This window comes from Pseudoclavibacter sp. VKM Ac-2867, from assembly GCF_015351275.1.
Classification (GTDB): Bacteria; Actinomycetota; Actinomycetes; order Actinomycetales; family Microbacteriaceae; genus Pseudoclavibacter.
In genome coordinates this window covers 596,568-613,493 of the sequence record NZ_JADKSL010000001.1, presented here as the reverse complement: position 1 = coordinate 613,493, position 16,926 = coordinate 596,568, and the positions used below count along the sequence as shown (strand labels likewise).

The window sequence follows — 16,926 nt, the reverse complement described above, 5'->3', positions numbered from 1 at the left end:
CGATGGTGAGTGACGGGCTACTTGAGGCCCGTGTTCGCGATGCCCGTCGTGACCTGCTTCTGGAAGAACAGGAAGAGGATGATGACGGGGACGATGCTGACCACGCTCATCGCGATGATGAGGTTGAACGGGACCGTCTCCTCCGCCGTGAATCGGGCGAGTGCCACCGGCAGCGTGTAGACCGATTCGCTCTGTGCCACGACGAGCGGCCACAGGAAGTCGTTCCACCGCCACATGACCGACAGGATCGCGACGACCGCGAGCGCGGGTCGGCACATGGGCAGCACGATGGTGGCGAAGATGCGGAACTCGCCCGCGCCGTCCATCCGCGCCGCCTCGATGAGCTCGTCGGGGATCGACAGCATGTACTGGCGGAGGATGAACACCCCCGTCGGCGTCGCTGCTGCCGGGATGATGAGGCCCCAGAGTGTGTTCACGAGCCCCATGGAAGCGACGACCTGGTAGACGGGGATCAGGATCACCTGCAGCGGGATCATGATGGTCGCCAGGGTGAGGATGAACAGGAAGTTCTTCCCCCGGAAGTTGTACTTCGCGAGTGCGTATGCCGCCATCGAGTTGACCGAGAGCGTGAGCACGGTCGCCCCGATCGTGACCACGACGCTGTTCAGGAAGTAACCGGCAAAGTTGAACCGCGAGAGAGCTTCCGTGTAGTTGCCGAACCCCCAGGTCTCCGGCAGCAGCGCGGGTGGCCGCATCGCCAGCTCGGCGGGCGACTTGAACGAGCCGAGGACGAGCCAGACGATCGGGATGAGCGCCACGAGCGTCGCCGTGACCAGGATGACGACGCGCAGCGCGTCCGTCGAGGTGACTTTCTTCGACCCCGTGGAGGTCCAGCTCCGGCGCGGTTCCTGCGTGGCGATGAAATTGCTTGCCGTCTCGGTGGTCATACCGCGTCCCGCTTTCGTCCGATCAGGTAATTCACGATGGTGATCGTGAAGATGACGATGAAGAGCAGCACGCTCCCCGCAGAGGCGAGCCCGTAGCGGATCGGCGACACGAAGCCGTTCTCGTAGATGTACTGGACGATGAGGGTGGTCGCTCCGACCGGTCCACCGCCCGTGAGGGTGTAGATGAAGTCGAACGCCTGGAAGCCGTGGATCGTGGCGAGCACGACGACCACCAGGATGCTCGGCTGCAGCAGGGGCAGCGTGACGTTCGTGAACTGCTTCCACCTGGAGGCGCCGTCGAGCTGCGCCGCCTCGTACAGCGACGGGTCGATGCTCTGGAGGCCTGCGAGCAGGATGAGCATGTAGAAGCCCACCTGCATCCAGGTGCCCACGACGATCACCGAGAGCATGGCAAGCGGGCCCTCGACGAGCCACGGGACCGGGGCGACGCCGAAGAGGCCGAGGAACGCGTTGACGATTCCCCCCTGCCGCTCCAGCATCCAGTTCCACACGAGGCCCGCGACCACGGGCGAGATGAGGACCGGGATGAAGAAGACCGCCCGGAAGAAGGAGCGACCCCTCCGCTGCTGCTCGACGAGGACGGCGAGCAGCGTGCCGAGGACGACGGACAGGAGCACGAAGGCCACCGCGTAGACCACGGTCTGCCAGACGATCCCCCAGAACTCCGAGTCGGAGAGGATCGTCTGGTAGTTGCCGAGCCCCTCCCACGCGAAGGTGCGTCCGTTCGACGACGAGTACATCGAGATGTTGAAGCCGTTGATGGCGGGCCAGATCGTGAACAGCCCGAAGATCGCCATATTGGGCAGGAGGAACAGGTACGGCGCCGAGCGGAGGCTGAAGGGCTTCCGAGACTTGCCCCCGATCACCTTCCGCCGAGCGACCGTGCGCTCTGACGTCATTTGTGCAGCTCCTCCACGAGCGACTGCGCGTTCGACTTGACGTCTGCGACCGCGGTCTTGAGGTCCTTCTCGCCGGCGACGACTCGAGAGAGCTGGTCGACGAGCTCGAGGGCGCTGCCGTTGAAGGCGACGTCGCCGTTCGCGGCGTAGCCGAGGTCGGGAGTGCGAGCGAGGTCAGCCTGGAACGTATCCATGTCGGCCTGACGGTCCGGGTAGGTGACACCCTGCTCCGTGAGGTCCGCGCGAGTGGGGAGGAACCCACCTGCTGCAACGAACTTCTCCTGCGACTCCGCGGTGTTCATGTACTGGACGAAGAACGCGGCGAGCGCCGGGTTGGGGCCTTCCTTCAGCGCAGCCATGTACTTGCCGCCGGGGAATCCGCCGCACTCTTCAGCGCAGGGATTGGGTGCTGCTGCCCAGTTGAAGTCCGCGTTGGCAGCGAACTGGCCGACCTGCCAGTTGCCGGAGAGGTAGACGGGGGTGTCCTGCGCGAGGAAGATCTCGTTTGCACCCTCGTATCGAGTGCCCGAGCCGAGCCAGAAGTCGCGGGGCATGCGGCCGTCGGCCATCATGTCGACGAGCGGCTGCAAGGCGGCTTCGGCCTTCGCCTCGTCGAGGACGACCTCGCCGTCGCCGACGAGTGCGGTGCCGTACTGGCTGAGCACTGTGGAGAGTCGGTGCCCCGACTTGTCCATCGCGAAGGCGTACTCGGTGCCCGTCGCCGTCTGGACCTTCGTGGCCGCGTCGATCATCTCGTCCCAGGTCCATGGATCACTCGAGTCGGGAAGCGGGACGCCTGCCTGCTCGAAGAGGTCGGTGTTGATGAACGGGCCGTTGAGCGTGAGGTCGGATGGGACCGCGATGAGCTGCCCGTCGTCGGTCGTGGCACCCGATACGGGGCCGTCGACGAACTCGGATGCATAGTCCTCACCAAGGTACGTGCGCAGATCGAGGAGGTCGTTCTGGAAGTCGCCGAGGCCCGTGAGGCGGACGACGTCGGGGGCGTTGCCGCCGGAGAGCCGCGCCTGCACGGACGTGACGAGGTCCGCGTATGGGAGGATCTCGAGGTTCACGGTGACGTCGTACTCTTCCTCGAACGATGCGATGAGGTCGCGCGTTGCCGCCTCGTCGGGTCCGTCGGTGAAGTAGACGTAGCTCAGCGACTCGCCGGCGAAGTCCGCCGGGTTGATCTCCTGGACTTCCAACGGCCCGCTTGCACCGTCGTCGCCGCTGACGACCTCTCCGGGGGCGCACCCCGTGAGGCCAACGGTGACGCCGACAGCTAGCGCGAGCGCCACCTTTGCGTTGTGCCTTCTCGTAGTCATTACATCCTCCTTGATGTCAATCCCCCGACCCGGGGAGTCGACGCCTCTCTGCGTCGATGGTGGCGATACTACAAGTTTTCGGCTCTATGGAAAGGACTTTCTGTAGAGCGGAAACTAGGCTAGGGTGCGAACTACGGACCTGACTCAAAGAAGAGTCGAATCGACAGCGAATCCCTGCCGCGGTCCCACGCTCGACGGAGTGCGGAATCTCAAGCGGCTGCGATTGGATGAGGACATGACACCATCGCCCGAGCACTCGGAGCCTCCGCTCTCTGCCCTGATGAAGGGACTCACTCTCATGGAGGCCGTCTCCGAGCACCATCGCATCTCCGACCTCGCGACCGCGACAGGTCTCTCCGTCAGCACCGTGCACCGGGTGCTCAGCGACCTCGTCGAGCATGACTGGGTCGAGCACGGCGCAGACCGCACCTACCGCCCGGGAGCCCGTACGCACCTCTTCGCTGCGAGCGTGCAGCGCGACGAACGCGCGACGCAGAAAGCCCTTCCGCTGCTCCAGCGACTGCGCGACGAGGTGGGCTGCACGGTGCATATGGCGCGGTTCCGCCAGACGACGCTCATGTACGTCGCCAAGATCGACGGACCGGCGGCCTACCAGATGCGCTCACGCGTCGGAGACACGATTCCGCTGTGGTCCACCGCCATCGGCAAGTCCATCCTCGCCTCGCTCTCCCCCGAGCTGAGTTCCGACCTACTGGTGTCAGCCGAGCTCACAAGACGGACGGTCCACTCCATCGTGTCGAAGCGGGAGCTCCAGGCGCAGCTTCGCCTCGTCTCGGAGCGTGGATGGGCGATCGACGACCAGGAGAACGAGCTCGGGATCCGGTGCGTCGGGGCAGCCCTGCGATCCGCGGATGGCTCCGTCATCGGAGGCGTCAGCACCTCGGGCCTCGAGCACGAGATGACACCGGAAAAGATCCAGAACATCGTGCCGCATCTGCTGCGGACGGTCACCGAGATCAAGAAGCTGGTCTGAGCGCCCCACGTCGCACCCTTGGAGCGTCGGCTGCTTATTTCGGAATCAGGTCTCGCCAGACGAGCGCTCTGCAAGGTCCTCTCTCAGGAGTCGACGCATGGTTCGCACGGATCGGAATCCACTCTCCTGCGTGATCCCGAGAAGTTCGGATCTCGAGTTCTCACTCACACTGAGAAGACTCCGCGCCCGATCCACCCGCCTGGCCCGGATGGTTGCCCCTGCTGTCTTTCCCTCCGCCGAGAAGATGCGGTGCAACTGCGAAATGGAGATGTTCAGAGCGCGTGCCAGTTCTCGGGTCGAGAAGTCCGCATCCCGGTAGTTCTCCTCGATCAGCAGTTGAGCCCGGGCTAGATGCAGGCCTTTCTGCGATCCTGTCTTCACATCCTCGAGAACTCTCGTCTCCGTGAGTGCAGCGAGCAGCAGTTCTTCGAGTCCACGCCTCCAGAAGGCGAAGCCAACCTGCTGCTCCCCGATCTGCGTGTCGAGCGAAGCATTTGCAGCGGCGATGAAGACCCTCCGGAAGGCCCCTGTCGTCACGAACGGCCCTGGCGCCTGGCTCTCGACCCACGGAAGTTCCGCGAGGTGCTCCCTGGGAATCGCGATGAACAAGCACGAATGAGGCGCCACAGAAGAGACGCTCACTGGTCTGCGCGCCGAATGCGTGTAGAACTGCGGCGCAGCAACTTTTCTCGTCGCTCCGCCAGTGCTCTGAATCACGAGATGACCCGTCAGGACAAAATTCACGTAGACAAGATCGGGATTGTAGGAGTCCGCGTCGGGGTCCACTCTCGTTGCGGTTTGCCAGATGCGTCCCAGCGTGAACGCTCGGGCCCCGATGATGTCCGCGTGAACACGAACCTTCGTTCCGGCAACCCGAACTTTCCAACCATTCCCCTGCAGCCACTGCAGCGCCTCATCATTCTCGAGACCCACAACATGTGCAGAATCCAATGCCGCTCCGATCGTTCGAGTCGGGCCAATCGGCCGAATTCGCTAAGAGAAATCACACATCCGTGAGCACCGTGGACCGCCGGTCCTCTCCGACGGCACGGCGCGTCATCGGAATGCGGAGCGTCGCAAAACGCACTCTCCACGCTCGGTTATCTCAGATTTCACGCGGACATGTCGGCGGCAGAAGCCGCCGGGGCTCATGGGGCCGAAGACGGGCAAGTGTACCCACACTCCGAGCTGGGAGACGAGTCAATCTCGCTGGCGATCAGCATGGCCAGCCCGAGCAAGCGGTCCCACGGGCCCTGTGCGGTTGACCTTGCACCCTCACTGCTGGGACGCGGCAGGATCTTCCAGGCCGGGGATCGCCCCCGGGAGCACCGCCTCCTGCAAGCGAATCGCGCTTCGGCGCGGGGCAGGTCCCCGCTGCGCCGAAGGCCGTGACTCGCAGGTCACCCGAGGGTGAGCTCCTGCAGGCGCAACAGTGGTGAAGAGCCGCAACAGGTCTCGAAACGCGACAGCTACGGTCTAGATTCCGCCAAACCATCCGGTCGGCTACGTGCGCTCCTACAGTGGGCAGCGTGGGTGCTGGTGACTGAGCTATCGGGGGATGGCCCGCACGGTGCCCCACGGTGCGGCGCGGTGATCTGGGGTCACCGCGCCGCACATTTCAGGAGCAGCAACTGAATCCTGTCCGCCTTGCCCGCGCGCAAGCACGTGATCCTCACCTCCGCGATGTGCTTGGCAGGCGGCACCCCGCCGCCGAGCCTCCACGAGCGATCGACCGAGGCGGGGCCAATCGGTTCACGGAGAACGCAAGCTCGAAACGCGACAACACTGTTCCATGTGGCGACGGCCAGAGCGTGACAGTTGAGAAGGAGTCACATTCGACAGCGATCTGCGACGCTTGGTGATCCATGTCGAGCAGATGAAGCGTGACGCCGAAACCGGCGCTTCAAAAGCGTGCAAGGTGGACTCGCGCCTCCTGAGCACCAACAACCAAGATGCCCCCTGCCAGAGTTTTCTGGTCACGAAGTTCTGATCGCTCCCCAGTGATGCTGCACGGCATCGAACGATCCTCAGCGCGGAAACTGGACGAATGAAGAGATGACCGATGAGAAGGATTCAGCATCCGGAAGCCCTGGTACAGGCGCGCTCATCACGGAGATGCTGGACCTCGGTCGAATCGCCACAGCGCTCTCACTGACCGCCGTTGGACGAGTGCAGCGCTGGGCAATCTCGAGCGAACCTCCGACTGGAGAGTCGAACCCTACGGTGGGGCACGACCCGAGCGGTGGCGGCGGAGAGCGACGATCATCACTCTGATGGGTTCTCCGTCGACAGTTCCCTGAGCTCGACACTGTCTCCGGCGAATCGCGAACGCGAACGCGAACGCGATCAGAGGATGTGGTCGGCAGGCGGGTCCGAAGGCGGATTCGATGGGGGTTCTCCGGCTTCAGCCCCCGCTGATCCTCGGACATCTTTCACTGACACCCCATGCGTGCTGAGCAGGGCTCGACGTAGAGATCCGACGGAGTTGAACCCGCTCATCTTGCTGACCACATCAAGATTGAGATGTGGCCGAGTGAGAATCAGACGCCGAGCCCGCGCTGCTCGCGCTGTCCGCAACATCTTGGCGACGCTGGCTCCGTGCTTTTCCGCCGCTCGCTGCAACGACCTCGTCGAAACGCCGAGTTCCCTTGCCATTTCCGGCGGCCCGAAGTCGAGGTTCGAGAACCGAGAATTGACCAGTTCCTTGACGCGCTCGAAGAGATCATCCGGGTTTTCGATGTTCTCTCTGGTCGATTCCACGACAAGCGCGCGGGCAAAGGATCGAAGCAGCTCACGAATGGAGTTCGCTGTCGTATGGTCTGCGTCAGGCGACTGACTGAGGAGCCTATTCAGGAAGTGATAGGTCGCTGTGAAGAGTGGCGAACTGGACACGTCCATGACGTTGGGAACCCGATTCGCCCGCAACGGCGAAATCTCTTCCTGGTCGAAGGTGAAGACGATCATCTCTGTGGCACCAACCACATCAATGGTCAGTGATTCGTGCCCCGGGAGAGCCATGCCAACGCCTGTGGCGCTTGGGTTGCCCTTCAGGCGGTCACCAGCGAATGCAACTTCGCCTTGATTGACAAGTATGAACGCATATCGCCTTCTTGCGGGCAGACGCGTGCGAGGCCACTCCAGGACGACGGGCCGAGTTCGGAGTCTAGCCACGAGAAAGTTATTGAACCGAAGAAGCTGCACTTCCGAGTTGGCCGGTTCGTAATATCCACGGACAAAGACTCCCGAAGATTCGAACGCGTCGACGGGCAGCTTTCCTACGAACGTATTCTCGTACCCCCGCAATCCTGGCAAAGCTTGCCAACCGTGAATTTCTGAAAAATATGAGCGCTCACCCATATCAGTGTCACCTCAATTACTTCTGCTGCAGATCACGTTAAGTCACGCGAGCTGCGGTCCTGCCTGAAAAAGCACAGAACGAACTGCATGGATTCGGTGCTTTCACTGCAGCACGATGTGAAAATTACCCGAAGCGATCGATGAATTGCACGAGTCGAGAGCATCTTGGAATGGAACTACGCCGCGAGTCTCGCGGCCGCGCAAGTGGCGAAATCACCCTCTCGTCCACACCACCGGCATCCGCTCTGAGTGGGCGTTGCCGTGCCCACTGATTCTGCGAGCGCTGTGGCCGCTACCAGATTGCCCACGAGGGTCCTGCTCCGAAGCGACTTTTCAATTCACGGCGATGTCTGGGAAGATCGAGGGCAGCTCGCTTGTCGATTGGTTGAGGTGGCCCCTCCCGACACACCGCGCCGCGGAACGAGCGAGGGAGTTCTCGTGCACGATGCCGATGAGGTCGCGGTACCCGACTCTGCGGCCCGGGAGTCACCGCCGCGAGAACCGGCACCACGCATCACTGGCCCCCTCAAGCAGAGCTGACGATCGACCCGCGCGCCCAGCTTGGCGGGCCGGCCTCAAGGCCCCCGCTGGCCGACAATGCCTGGTCCACCGTGAAGGAGAGGGCACCGTTGCCGCTGTTGTCTGTGTTCACCACTCTCTGTGCTCGCTGTGGAGGAAGACGAGGCGCTCGTGACCAGCGGCGCGTCACACACACAACGTGCATCGAGTCGTGAATGCCATGGCTCGAGGTGGGCGAGGTCGGGAGGAGCGCGGATTGAGCGCGCCCCCGGTCGATTGGAGTCGTACCAACGTCCTTGGACCTCGCCGGGAACGGAGAGGTCTTCGCTGGCGGGTACAGCGGGCGGCCCGGCCGAGTCGGGTTGGTGTCGTCAAGCGATTCGACTGACCGGCCACTGAAGATGACTGCATCGTCGACAGCTTCCATCGGCCCGACTGAGAGCGGTGCGGTGACCGACGCGGCGGGCACGGTCGCCCTCCGCGCGGCCACCTTCAGCTGCGCCCTGCGTTCAGCTGGTGACATTGGTTTCGTGTTCCTTTGGTTCGACATTCCAGGTCCTCGTGAAGTTACTGACAGCTCACGAACATAGCGCTGCTTCGCAGCCCACACTCATGGTTGCGACTTTTTGGCCACAGCCCGCTTGGTTCACGTCATCGTGAGCTTTTCACGGCAAGAGGACTCGCTCGAAGGTGCGCGAGTGGGCGCCCACTGGTGCGGCTCCACAGGACGAGTCCCGCCGTGCGCGTGCCATCGCTCACCGCCTACACGTTGGGGTCGCAGTCAATGGCGTCGACGATCTTGCCTCGTTCGCATTCTGGCCAAAAAGCAGCGGATACTGGCTTCGTTTTGCCGCCGCTAAGCCCTGCGCGCCTGCGACGGACCGCGATGTGAACGTTCACTCACCACACGATTCGGCGACCAGCATCAGCAGAGCACAGCCCAGCCGGGAGCCGGGAGCACCTCACCCTCGACATCGACTGGGGGCTCTTCAGCAAGGAGTCAGACTCGACTGTTGAAAGATAAGTCGATGAAGATCCAAGCGATCTCCGGCCCTCATCGCCTCGAGCGGTTGAAAACCAGAGATCGTTCCCGCTTCACGCGGGACGGAGCACATCTCCGACGGTGCATTCTGGACGACGGGCCATCCGTTTGTCGCGCTGCCAGCGACTGTCTCCGTGCACCGAGGGTGACACGATCCGCGGCTCACCCAGGGCTTGGCCTACCCCGGAGAGCAACGACACCGCTACCGATCGGCCACGACACTCTCACTTGCGTACATCCGCCTCGCGTACTGGAGCATGCGCAGGCTCCTGAACCCAGCTTGAAGCGCGATCGCTTTCAGATCCTGCGGGGTTGCTTGAGCGGTCATGAGGTCTTGAGCAAGGCTGAGGCGCCTTTTGCGGAGGGCCGTCGCGGGAGTCGTGTCGATGGCGCGGAAGACGCGGTGCAGATGCGAGGTGGAGATTCCCACCCGGTTGGCGAGCTCGACAACCGAAAAGTCGGGTTCGCTCGCGTGGTCCAGGATGAGCTGCTGTGAGCGGTGCAGGAGCGCTTCCGATGGCCCTGGAGCCTGCATCGTCGATCGAAGAGCGGCAATAACCAGAGTCTCGATCGCGTTTCGCCAAGCGAAGAAGGGAAGCGTCGCCTCCTCGAGCTCGCAGTCGAAAGAAGCGGCAGCGGTAGCGAGGGCAACCCGTCGCAGACTCGCGTCTGGGATACGTGGGCGCTCGTCAGAGATATCCGCCCCCAAGACAGCCTCGATCTTCGATCGTCGGATGCCGAAGACGAACCTGCTCGATTCCTCTTCGGTGCGGATCCGAGCGGGAACCGCCGTGTCGTGGATGAAAATGGGAGGTGTTCCGGTCGCCGAAAAATCAGCCTCTTCGGTGACGCTGAGGGTTCCGCGCATCATGAAGCTCAGATAGACGCGATCGAGGCCGGTCTCATGCGTGGGACGCAGGCGGACTTCCATAGGTGTGTGCCAGATGCGAGTGATGCTGATGCTGGGACTGGAGACGAGATCCGCGAAGAGCCGGAAATCCTCGCCGAGTGATATCGCCCGCGCGCCATGCGCTTCAAGCCAATCGACGGCGCGATCGCCAGACAGAGCAATGTCGAGTTCCACATTCATTCTGAGAAGCCTCCGTGCCCACGACGCCTTGAAGATCCCGCGCTGGGAGTCGGGGGCCGCTGGCCCACACCATATATTTCAGCGGCAGAGCGCCAGCTTGTAATTTAGCTAGCTACGCATATTCGGCTCATCCCTTGACAACCACGCGAAACCCAGTCCGCGTAACCGCCGACGCGCGACGCCGTCTCACTTGCTCGAGGTTGAGGATCATGTTCGTGAGGCTGAGGATCAGCCCAAGCGTGCCGAATCCCAGGGCCATCCAGGCCACAGCTCTCGGTAGAGCTTGGGCGGTCTCGTGGATCGTTCGAGGAATGCTGCGATCAGGAAGACACAGTTCTCTGCTTCACGAAGGCCCATTCGATATGCAAGGCAGGCCCGGGCGTGACGGCAACCTGACCCGGTGCCCCGTAGTCATGATCCAAGGCGACGGACGTATCCCTTATTGGTCACCGGCGTTTTAATGGAACTGTCCACTTGTGACCCATTGCGTAGGAAGACCACGCGCCGCGGTTTGCCGCATCCACTCCCCCGTCGCAAGTCTCGGCGGCTATCTTTCGCACCCTCAGGGTGTGAGAGCTCCCATCCGGTGCCGCGGGGTCCACCGAACTCGAGGATCACGGCTGTTGTCAAGGCTCGTCCAACGGCTCTGCAGGTGCGTCATGCCCCCTGCTTCGCACCCTGCCTGTCGAGATGCCTCCGCTCGTCCCGCCGATCCACATCGGGACGTCGCTCGCCCACCCTGCGACGAAGTACAGTGCGCCGCCGACGATCAGCCCACTGATCCCTGTCGCTCGCAATGCCTGCTCCCGATAGATCAGCGGCCCAACGGCCTGACCGTCGTAGAGCAGGTGGAACGAATCGTTCGTGATGTGGGTCAGCAACGCCAGCCACCCGATGCTGAAGATGGTGCCAGGGACCCAACCCCAGGGCGAAATCGCCAGACCCCCGAAAATCCCCGCTGCGGCAACGGGGAGACCGAACGCAGCCACGAGTGCGACCACTCCCCAGATCTCACCAATGCTCGATCCGGACCCGTCACTGGCCATGAGGCCCACAACCGCGGCGAGGAGCAGAATGACCATCAGCGCCACCAAGGAGCCGGTGATGCACGCCATGCGCTGGGCACTCATGCGGTAGGTCGGCGTATCGGCCGAGCCCCTGACCGTGCGCGTGTTGGGCCTGCGCTTGCGCTTCGTCGACATTTACCCATCGTGGTGCGTGGCAGCCAGACCCGCTTCGAACGCCAACGTATCGACGCACCTCTCCCGAAGCTCGATGCGAGCAGCAGCGCGGCCAGACCATCCTGAGTCGTCCGCACAGGTGGTCCTGTCGGGGCCGATGCGACATGGGATGTGATCCGGCCCAGCTCCGCAGGAACTTCCGCGCCACAATGGCCACGCACCTGCGACAAACGACAGCGTTGCGGTGAGCTCTCGGGCGCTTTGGGGAGTAGGCCCGAGTTCGAGCAGCATCACGTTGGGGCGTGATGATGCTCGACGCTGGTTCGTTCCCGTCCGTTCGCGGGGACGAACCAGCCATCCTCGCTCGTCTCCGCCCGCTCGTCTCCGCCCGCTCGACTCCGCCGACCCGAACTCCACCGTCTTCAGATCACGCCAGGACGCTGGCGATCTCCGCATCCTCGACGGCACCATCGACCGGTACAGGAGCCGCCTCGGCCTGCGAGAGCCGCGTCTGCCGCGTCCCGGCATAGGGCGCCGTGGCGAGCACGTCACCGTTGCCGCCAACCTGGCGCCGGAAGGACTGCGCAGTGCCATCGATGGTGACGAACCGGTCGATGTAGGGACGGGCTCCACTCCAGGCGACGTTCCTGGTGGATCGGAAGGAAAAATCGTTGGGGATGAGCGTCCGGCCAGGCGAGAGCGGGAGCTTCGCGGTGTAGTCGGAGCGGTAGCTGTTGTATCGGACGCCGTCGATGGCGATCGTCCCGACCTTCACGAGCGGCGACCAGGCCGAGGTTCCTTCCTCCACGAACGACAGGTCGCCGGCGGCACTCGCGAAGTGGAAGGCGAGGTGCATATCCGTGACCTTCGTCGCCGGGGTGGTGTCGTTGATCCAGAGGCCTCGCTCCGGGTATCGACCGCGGGCGTCAAGGGTGACCCGTGCGGTCCCCCTGCTCGAGGTCGGGTAGCCGAACTGGATCCATCCGTTGATGCCCGGGAGCAGAGCGAGTGTCGACGCTGCACGAGCAGGGGCGGCGACCGCGAGTGCAATGACGGGAACACTCCACGCCGCGGCGCTCAGGACAGTGCGGCGGCTGGTCGAGGCGGAAGACGTGGGCTCAGGGGTGCGGGATGACATGGGTGCTCCGGATTCAGGCTGCGGTGACGGCCACGGGGCGCTGCAGCAGGGTTCTGGAGTGGGTGCTCTACGACGTGGCAGAGGCAGGATCCGCACTCACCCGCGCTGCGCAGGGTGGGGGTCTATGACCTGTTGAAAGTACAACCGCGTTAGATGCGTATGCATGCACTTCACATCGCAGTTCGCATGGTGAGTCAGCGTTCGTCGCTGCCAGCAGTCCGCGGCGCGAGATCAGCAGGAATGCCCTCGCGCCGCTCGAAGCAAGCACGACGTTCGCCCTACTGACGCATAGATCGAATCAAACAATCCCTGAATGACCTCCTATCCCATCCCATCCGAGACAAAATCCGATATGGGAATGGGCGTCACGAACGCGTCTCCGATTCAAGCTGCGTTGAGCAGAGAAAGCGCAAAAGGGATTGAAATGACTTTACGACTGAGCTGCAGGGATGACAAGAGGCTCTGATGGCCTATTTCGACGCGAGGACAGGGCCCACTCACTATTGCGCCTCTGGGCGCACTGACTCGTTTTGTCTGAGCGACTGATTTCAGCACCCACACCTCGTTCGCTGAGGGCAAATTCCCACTGGCGGCGTGAGGTGAACTGCTCCCCGTCAGTGGGAAACAGGCCCGCGTGCTCGTGCGGGCGTCGTGTTGTAAAACGCTGCCGTGGCCGCGCGGAGCGCGGTCAGTGACCCAAAGCCACTCTCCTTGCTGACTGCAATCAGACTCATGTGGGGCTTGGTTTCCAGCAGGTGGATGGCGTGCGCTGCTCGGCGTCGACGAATAGTTGCCGCTGCGGTCGTTCCGTGAGAGGCAGCGGCGCGTTCAAGTACTCGCCGGGAAACCCCAAGCTCCTTGAGCGCCGCCAGGACTCCAAAAGTCGCAGACCCAAATCTCAGGTCAACCAATCTTGAAAATTCACGATACAAATCGGAATTGCTTTCGTCTGCTTTTTCCGAAGAAGCGTGTAGCAATGATCCTGCGAATGACCGTAATAGAACCCGCATTGCTTCGGCAGACTCCTGCTGGTCGGGGGAAACGGATTCAACAAGCTCTCGCAACGCGACGTACACCGACCCGAACACTGGTGAATCTCTAAATCTCACCGAGACGCGCGACACAATGTCAGAGTCAGGAGCCTCCCGCGCATCGAACGAAAAAATCACTCCACTGCATTCCGAGACGGCCTCCAGTGGCACTCTCCCCACCCCGGGACTCACCACGGCCAACACCCCACCGTCCGCCGCGGAAAAGACATCATCGCGGACTCGCAGAGTTCCATGCTCGAGCAGAAGAAACATGAAACGACGCCTCGCAGTAAGGCGAACCCGATCCCAGACGGTGGACAATTCACGTGTGGCCACTCGCGCGACCACGAAATTATCAAAGCGCAGGACTCGGATCGCTGTCCGCGCTGGCGCCGCGAACGCTTCTACGCGGACACCGGTAGCCGCGAATGCATCCCGAGGAATTTCTCGATCAAACAGGATCTTCTGGACGGTAAATCCGGGAAGTGCTCGCCACCCATCTTGTTCATCGAAGTACTTTCGACGAGAAGTTTCCATTCACTTTCCAATTTCTCACGACACTCACCAGTCCGGCAGGACGTTGCCATAACAGTCACGAGCACCGAGGTGCTCGGGGATCATCGCCGCCCAACGCGCAGACGTGGCGTTCACCTCACGTCGGCGACGGGGAGCATCGTAACAGGGAGCGTTTTGCGCCATTCAAGCGTGTCCTTGCGCCAAGAACGCCCCCAAGATCCTCAAGCGCAATCGCAGCGCTAGCGTGAGCCAGCACCCGCACCCGTTCCCCGCGTTCGTACGAGCCGATCGCACTGGGGCCGCACCTCCAACCCCCAAGGAGTCCATTTGAATACCCCCGAACACTCGAAACTCACCCGCAGAGCACTCGTCGGCACCGCCGTCTGGACAGTGCCGGTCATCGCCGTCGCGGCCGCCGCACCCTTGGCCGCCGCTTCGCCCGGTCGATGCGGAACGCTCAGCTGGGCCCAAACGACAGCGACCAATGCGAACACCAGAACCGCTACCGTTTCGACCGGTGGCAACGCCGCATCTCTCACAATCGCCCGGGCGACCATCGCGGGCACGCCGCTGACCGGCAACTTCGCTCCGTACACGGGCACCCCCGGTCCCGTGGGCCCCACAGGCTCCCTCTTCATGTGGCAAGAAACAGCGACCGCGAACGTACCCGCGCGCCAGCGTTTGACGTTCACAAGCAGCGTGCCGATCCGCAGCGTCCAGTTCGTGATCCACGACCACACCCGGAGCAATGAGTACTCCGACGGAATCAGCATCGAAGGGTTCACGACTCGCTCTGCGGCCTTCATTGAAGCCAGACCAGCGGGCGTCAACCTCACCGGCGCCGGATCTCAGGCATCACCTTGGTCCAACTCCGCCGTCCACACAACGAACGCAACCAGCCGCACGCAGGTGACAGCGCAGAGCCCGTCCGCATCCGTCACGTCGTTCACGGTCGACTACGTCAACACGACCGCTCCAGCCGTGGCCGGTGGAGGGAGCCGGCAGTACATCTCCCTGTCCGATCTCGAGATCTGCTTCTAGATTGGACGCCTCCTCGGCTCGCCTCCCTCTAAAATCGGCGATCGGCCCTGGAGGAAACTCAGAGGAGCACTCCTCACGCGAGTCCGCGTGGGGAGTGCTTTCATAACTGGCCTGGGGGTGGCGAGCCCGCCCCGCGCGGATTCCCGCGAATCGCTGAGCGAGATCCCGTGAGCGTCGTTGTCGTCCTCGCGGCCTACCCAGCTGAGAGGACAGGCTTGGCCTATCTCGTGCCACCTGTTTCGAGTGCGCGGGCCGCGGGCCGCGGGCCGCGACGAACCCTCGCCTGAAGCAGGGTCTCGGCAGGCAGTTCTCGCTGGCGGTAGTCTCACGCATCCTCGAGGTGCAAGTACTTTCCCCTCCATGCGGACAGCCGCTTCGCAAGTATCAATAGTCCAGCCCTTCAGCTACTAACGCAGCGTCCAGCAAGAGCGGCGCCGTGAGCTTCGCATGTGTCCTCGGGTAGACCGAGCGTTCGCGTGCAAAAGAGCCGCATGTTCGTTCCTGCGCCTCGGAACGCGCGGATTGCGTCTCCCCCGCACGTCAATTTGGACATCCTGCCGCACCCCGGCAGGCTGAGGCAGCCGGTCGAGGAATGGGGGATGCTGGGGAGCAACCCATCACGTTGGATTCTGGGGAGATTCCAACACCTCTCACCGCGCCCGGCCCTCGTGCCTCCCACTCAGACCACGAAGATCTGCCGGGCACGGGGGCCCTTTCGCACACATGCCCCAGCCAAATGGAAGGTTGAGCGCATGTGCTCAATTGCTGCGCTTTGGAGTGTCAGACGTCGAAACCGCGATCCGCGCACTCACACCGTCGACGGTCCTGACTCGCGCACGTGTGACGGACAACGACGACAACAAGGGTCCCGGCTGCTCAGCGATGAGAGCGGATGCAGGCGTGGACGGCTGAACGTCGCTCCGGACATGAATACCCACTGACGCTTTCGCGAGCTTGTGGAGGTCGAGGCCTCTCGTCGCTTGACGTAGCTCCGCGGTTCTCGCGAACGGCGTGCGGAGGACGTCGCGGAGACACAGTCCGATTCGGCCTCTTCTCGGCGCTGCAGCTTGCTGCCCATGAAGATGCAGCGGGCAGGACCGTTCAGCTCGAACTGGAGGATGCCGTGCCCACGAGCGTTGTTCATCGTTTCCATTTGTGACGCTTCTCGGTGCTCGATGCGTTCGTTGTTGTTGACGAGCGCGAGCCGCGACAGGCTGATGTCATGCGCGTAGGCGCGGAACTGCTCCGAAAGCCCCTTACCGTCGGGGCACCGGGCGAGACTTCGGGAATCCGGGACACGAGATAGACGGCGAGACCTCCTTGCGCGCGTTCCTCCTGCAACTCGTGCGCGAACGTTGACCAAGGCGCGGTCTCAGGCCGGTCAAGGGCTGCTGGAGAAGCGCACGAGCCCGGAGAAGTCGGAGCACTGATTCGCGTCGAGGTCGCGCAAGAACTGAACGGACGTAAGTTCAGACCCGCATCCGGCTTCAAGCCAGTCGCGTGTGAAGGTCTGCGTCTCGCGCCTGCCTATGTCGTCAGGGCGGATCGCACCTCGGGTACCGAGACTCGAACCAGGTCGGAACAGCAAGGCGCGGGGTGCCCTTGGCCATCGGCCTGGTCGAATCTCTCGACGGCCAGCCAGTCAGTGAAGCAACTTCGTGCTGTTCGATGGACGGCGTCGTCAGCACGTCCGTCGCGTATCTCATCGGTGAGACGGATGACGACGCGCCGTTGCGTTCGACCGCTGACCAGCAGGGAGATGGGTGGGCCCGGTGGGGCTCGAACCCACGACCCGCGGATTAAAAGTCCGATGCTCTGCCAACTGAGCTACAGGCCCCACAGTCGCCTGGCGTGCGGCGACCGT

General features: G+C 63.0%; 11 protein-coding genes and 1 tRNA gene. 2 read left to right on the top strand and 10 right to left on the bottom strand.

The window, feature by feature from the left end:
* Window positions 1-17: 17 nt before the first annotated feature.
* From ITJ67_RS02725 to ITJ67_RS02715, 3 genes are read right to left on the bottom strand one after another with little or no spacing between them, the layout of a single operon-like run.
* On the bottom strand, window positions 18-908 hold the full coding sequence (locus ITJ67_RS02725; RefSeq protein ID WP_104242401.1) for a carbohydrate ABC transporter permease: 891 nt from the start codon (window positions 906-908) through the stop codon (window positions 18-20).
* On the bottom strand, window positions 905-1,828 hold the full coding sequence (locus ITJ67_RS02720; RefSeq protein WP_160071328.1) for a carbohydrate ABC transporter permease: 924 nt from the start codon (window positions 1,826-1,828) through the stop codon (window positions 905-907). The genes ITJ67_RS02725 and ITJ67_RS02720 overlap by 4 nt, the downstream gene beginning before the upstream one ends.
* Window positions 1,825-3,153 carry an ABC transporter substrate-binding protein gene (locus ITJ67_RS02715; RefSeq protein WP_194676640.1) on the bottom strand — a complete coding sequence of 443 codons (1,329 nt, stop codon included), beginning with the start codon at window positions 3,151-3,153 and terminating at the stop codon, window positions 1,825-1,827. The genes ITJ67_RS02720 and ITJ67_RS02715 overlap by 4 nt, the downstream gene beginning before the upstream one ends.
* 235 nt (window positions 3,154-3,388) lie before the next feature.
* Between ITJ67_RS02715 and ITJ67_RS02710 the strand changes: the two genes are divergently transcribed.
* The gene (locus ITJ67_RS02710) at window positions 3,389-4,147 is read left to right on the top strand and encodes an IclR family transcriptional regulator (RefSeq protein WP_160071326.1); all 759 of its coding nucleotides are present in this window, start codon (window positions 3,389-3,391) and stop codon (window positions 4,145-4,147) included.
* Window positions 4,148-4,192: 45 nt separating this feature from the next.
* Here ITJ67_RS02710 and ITJ67_RS02705 read toward each other — a convergent pair whose 3' ends face one another.
* The 6 genes from ITJ67_RS02705 to ITJ67_RS02680 form a co-directional block, all read right to left on the bottom strand.
* Window positions 4,193-5,098: a helix-turn-helix domain-containing protein gene (locus ITJ67_RS02705; protein ID WP_160071325.1), complete on the bottom strand. Its 906-nt coding sequence runs from the start codon at window positions 5,096-5,098 to the stop codon at window positions 4,193-4,195.
* Between the two features lie 1,395 nt (window positions 5,099-6,493).
* Window positions 6,494-7,111: a helix-turn-helix domain-containing protein gene (locus ITJ67_RS02700; RefSeq protein ID WP_160071324.1), complete on the bottom strand. Its 618-nt coding sequence runs from the start codon at window positions 7,109-7,111 to the stop codon at window positions 6,494-6,496.
* A 2,156-nt stretch (window positions 7,112-9,267) separates the two neighbouring features.
* Window positions 9,268-10,155 (bottom strand): AraC family transcriptional regulator, encoded by an 888-nt coding sequence (locus tag ITJ67_RS02695; RefSeq protein ID WP_160071323.1) that lies wholly within the window; start codon window positions 10,153-10,155, stop codon window positions 9,268-9,270.
* A 626-nt stretch (window positions 10,156-10,781) separates the two neighbouring features.
* A complete protein-coding gene (locus tag ITJ67_RS02690; protein WP_194676639.1) occupies window positions 10,782-11,357 on the bottom strand; it encodes a hypothetical protein in 576 nt (191 codons plus the stop codon).
* A 406-nt stretch (window positions 11,358-11,763) separates the two neighbouring features.
* Window positions 11,764-12,474, bottom strand: a complete 711-nt coding sequence (locus ITJ67_RS02685; RefSeq protein WP_194676638.1) for a hypothetical protein — start codon at window positions 12,472-12,474, stop codon at window positions 11,764-11,766.
* Window positions 12,475-13,088: 614 nt separating this feature from the next.
* Window positions 13,089-14,042, bottom strand: coding sequence for a helix-turn-helix domain-containing protein (locus ITJ67_RS02680; RefSeq protein WP_194676637.1), 954 nt, complete (start codon window positions 14,040-14,042; stop codon window positions 13,089-13,091).
* A 306-nt stretch (window positions 14,043-14,348) separates the two neighbouring features.
* On the opposite strand from ITJ67_RS02680, the gene ITJ67_RS02675 reads away from it, so the two are divergent.
* A complete protein-coding gene (locus ITJ67_RS02675; protein WP_194676636.1) occupies window positions 14,349-15,062 on the top strand; it encodes a hypothetical protein in 714 nt (237 codons plus the stop codon).
* A 1,764-nt stretch (window positions 15,063-16,826) separates the two neighbouring features.
* On the opposite strand, the gene ITJ67_RS02670 is transcribed toward ITJ67_RS02675, so the two are convergent.
* A tRNA-Lys gene (locus ITJ67_RS02670) sits at window positions 16,827-16,899 on the bottom strand.
* Window positions 16,900-16,926 lie beyond the last annotated feature (27 nt).

Bases quoted from the DNA above. Each gene is read 5' to 3' on its own strand.
- ITJ67_RS02725 (WP_104242401.1), bottom strand. From the start codon at position 908: ATGACCACCGAGACGGCAAGCAATTTCATCGCCACGCAGGAACCGCGC.
- ITJ67_RS02720 (WP_160071328.1), bottom strand. From the start codon at position 1,828: ATGACGTCAGAGCGCACGGTCGCTCGGCGGAAGGTGATCGGGGGCAAG.
- ITJ67_RS02715 (WP_194676640.1), bottom strand. From the start codon at position 3,153: ATGACTACGAGAAGGCACAACGCAAAGGTGGCGCTCGCGCTAGCTGTC.
- ITJ67_RS02710 (WP_160071326.1), top strand. From the start codon at position 3,389: ATGACACCATCGCCCGAGCACTCGGAGCCTCCGCTCTCTGCCCTGATG.
- ITJ67_RS02700 (WP_160071324.1), bottom strand. From the start codon at position 7,111: ATGATCGTCTTCACCTTCGACCAGGAAGAGATTTCGCCGTTGCGGGCG.
- ITJ67_RS02695 (WP_160071323.1), bottom strand. From the start codon at position 10,155: ATGAATGTGGAACTCGACATTGCTCTGTCTGGCGATCGCGCCGTCGAT.
- ITJ67_RS02690 (WP_194676639.1), bottom strand. From the start codon at position 11,357: ATGTCGACGAAGCGCAAGCGCAGGCCCAACACGCGCACGGTCAGGGGC.
- ITJ67_RS02685 (WP_194676638.1), bottom strand. From the start codon at position 12,474: ATGTCATCCCGCACCCCTGAGCCCACGTCTTCCGCCTCGACCAGCCGC.
- ITJ67_RS02680 (WP_194676637.1), bottom strand. From the start codon at position 14,042: ATGGAAACTTCTCGTCGAAAGTACTTCGATGAACAAGATGGGTGGCGA.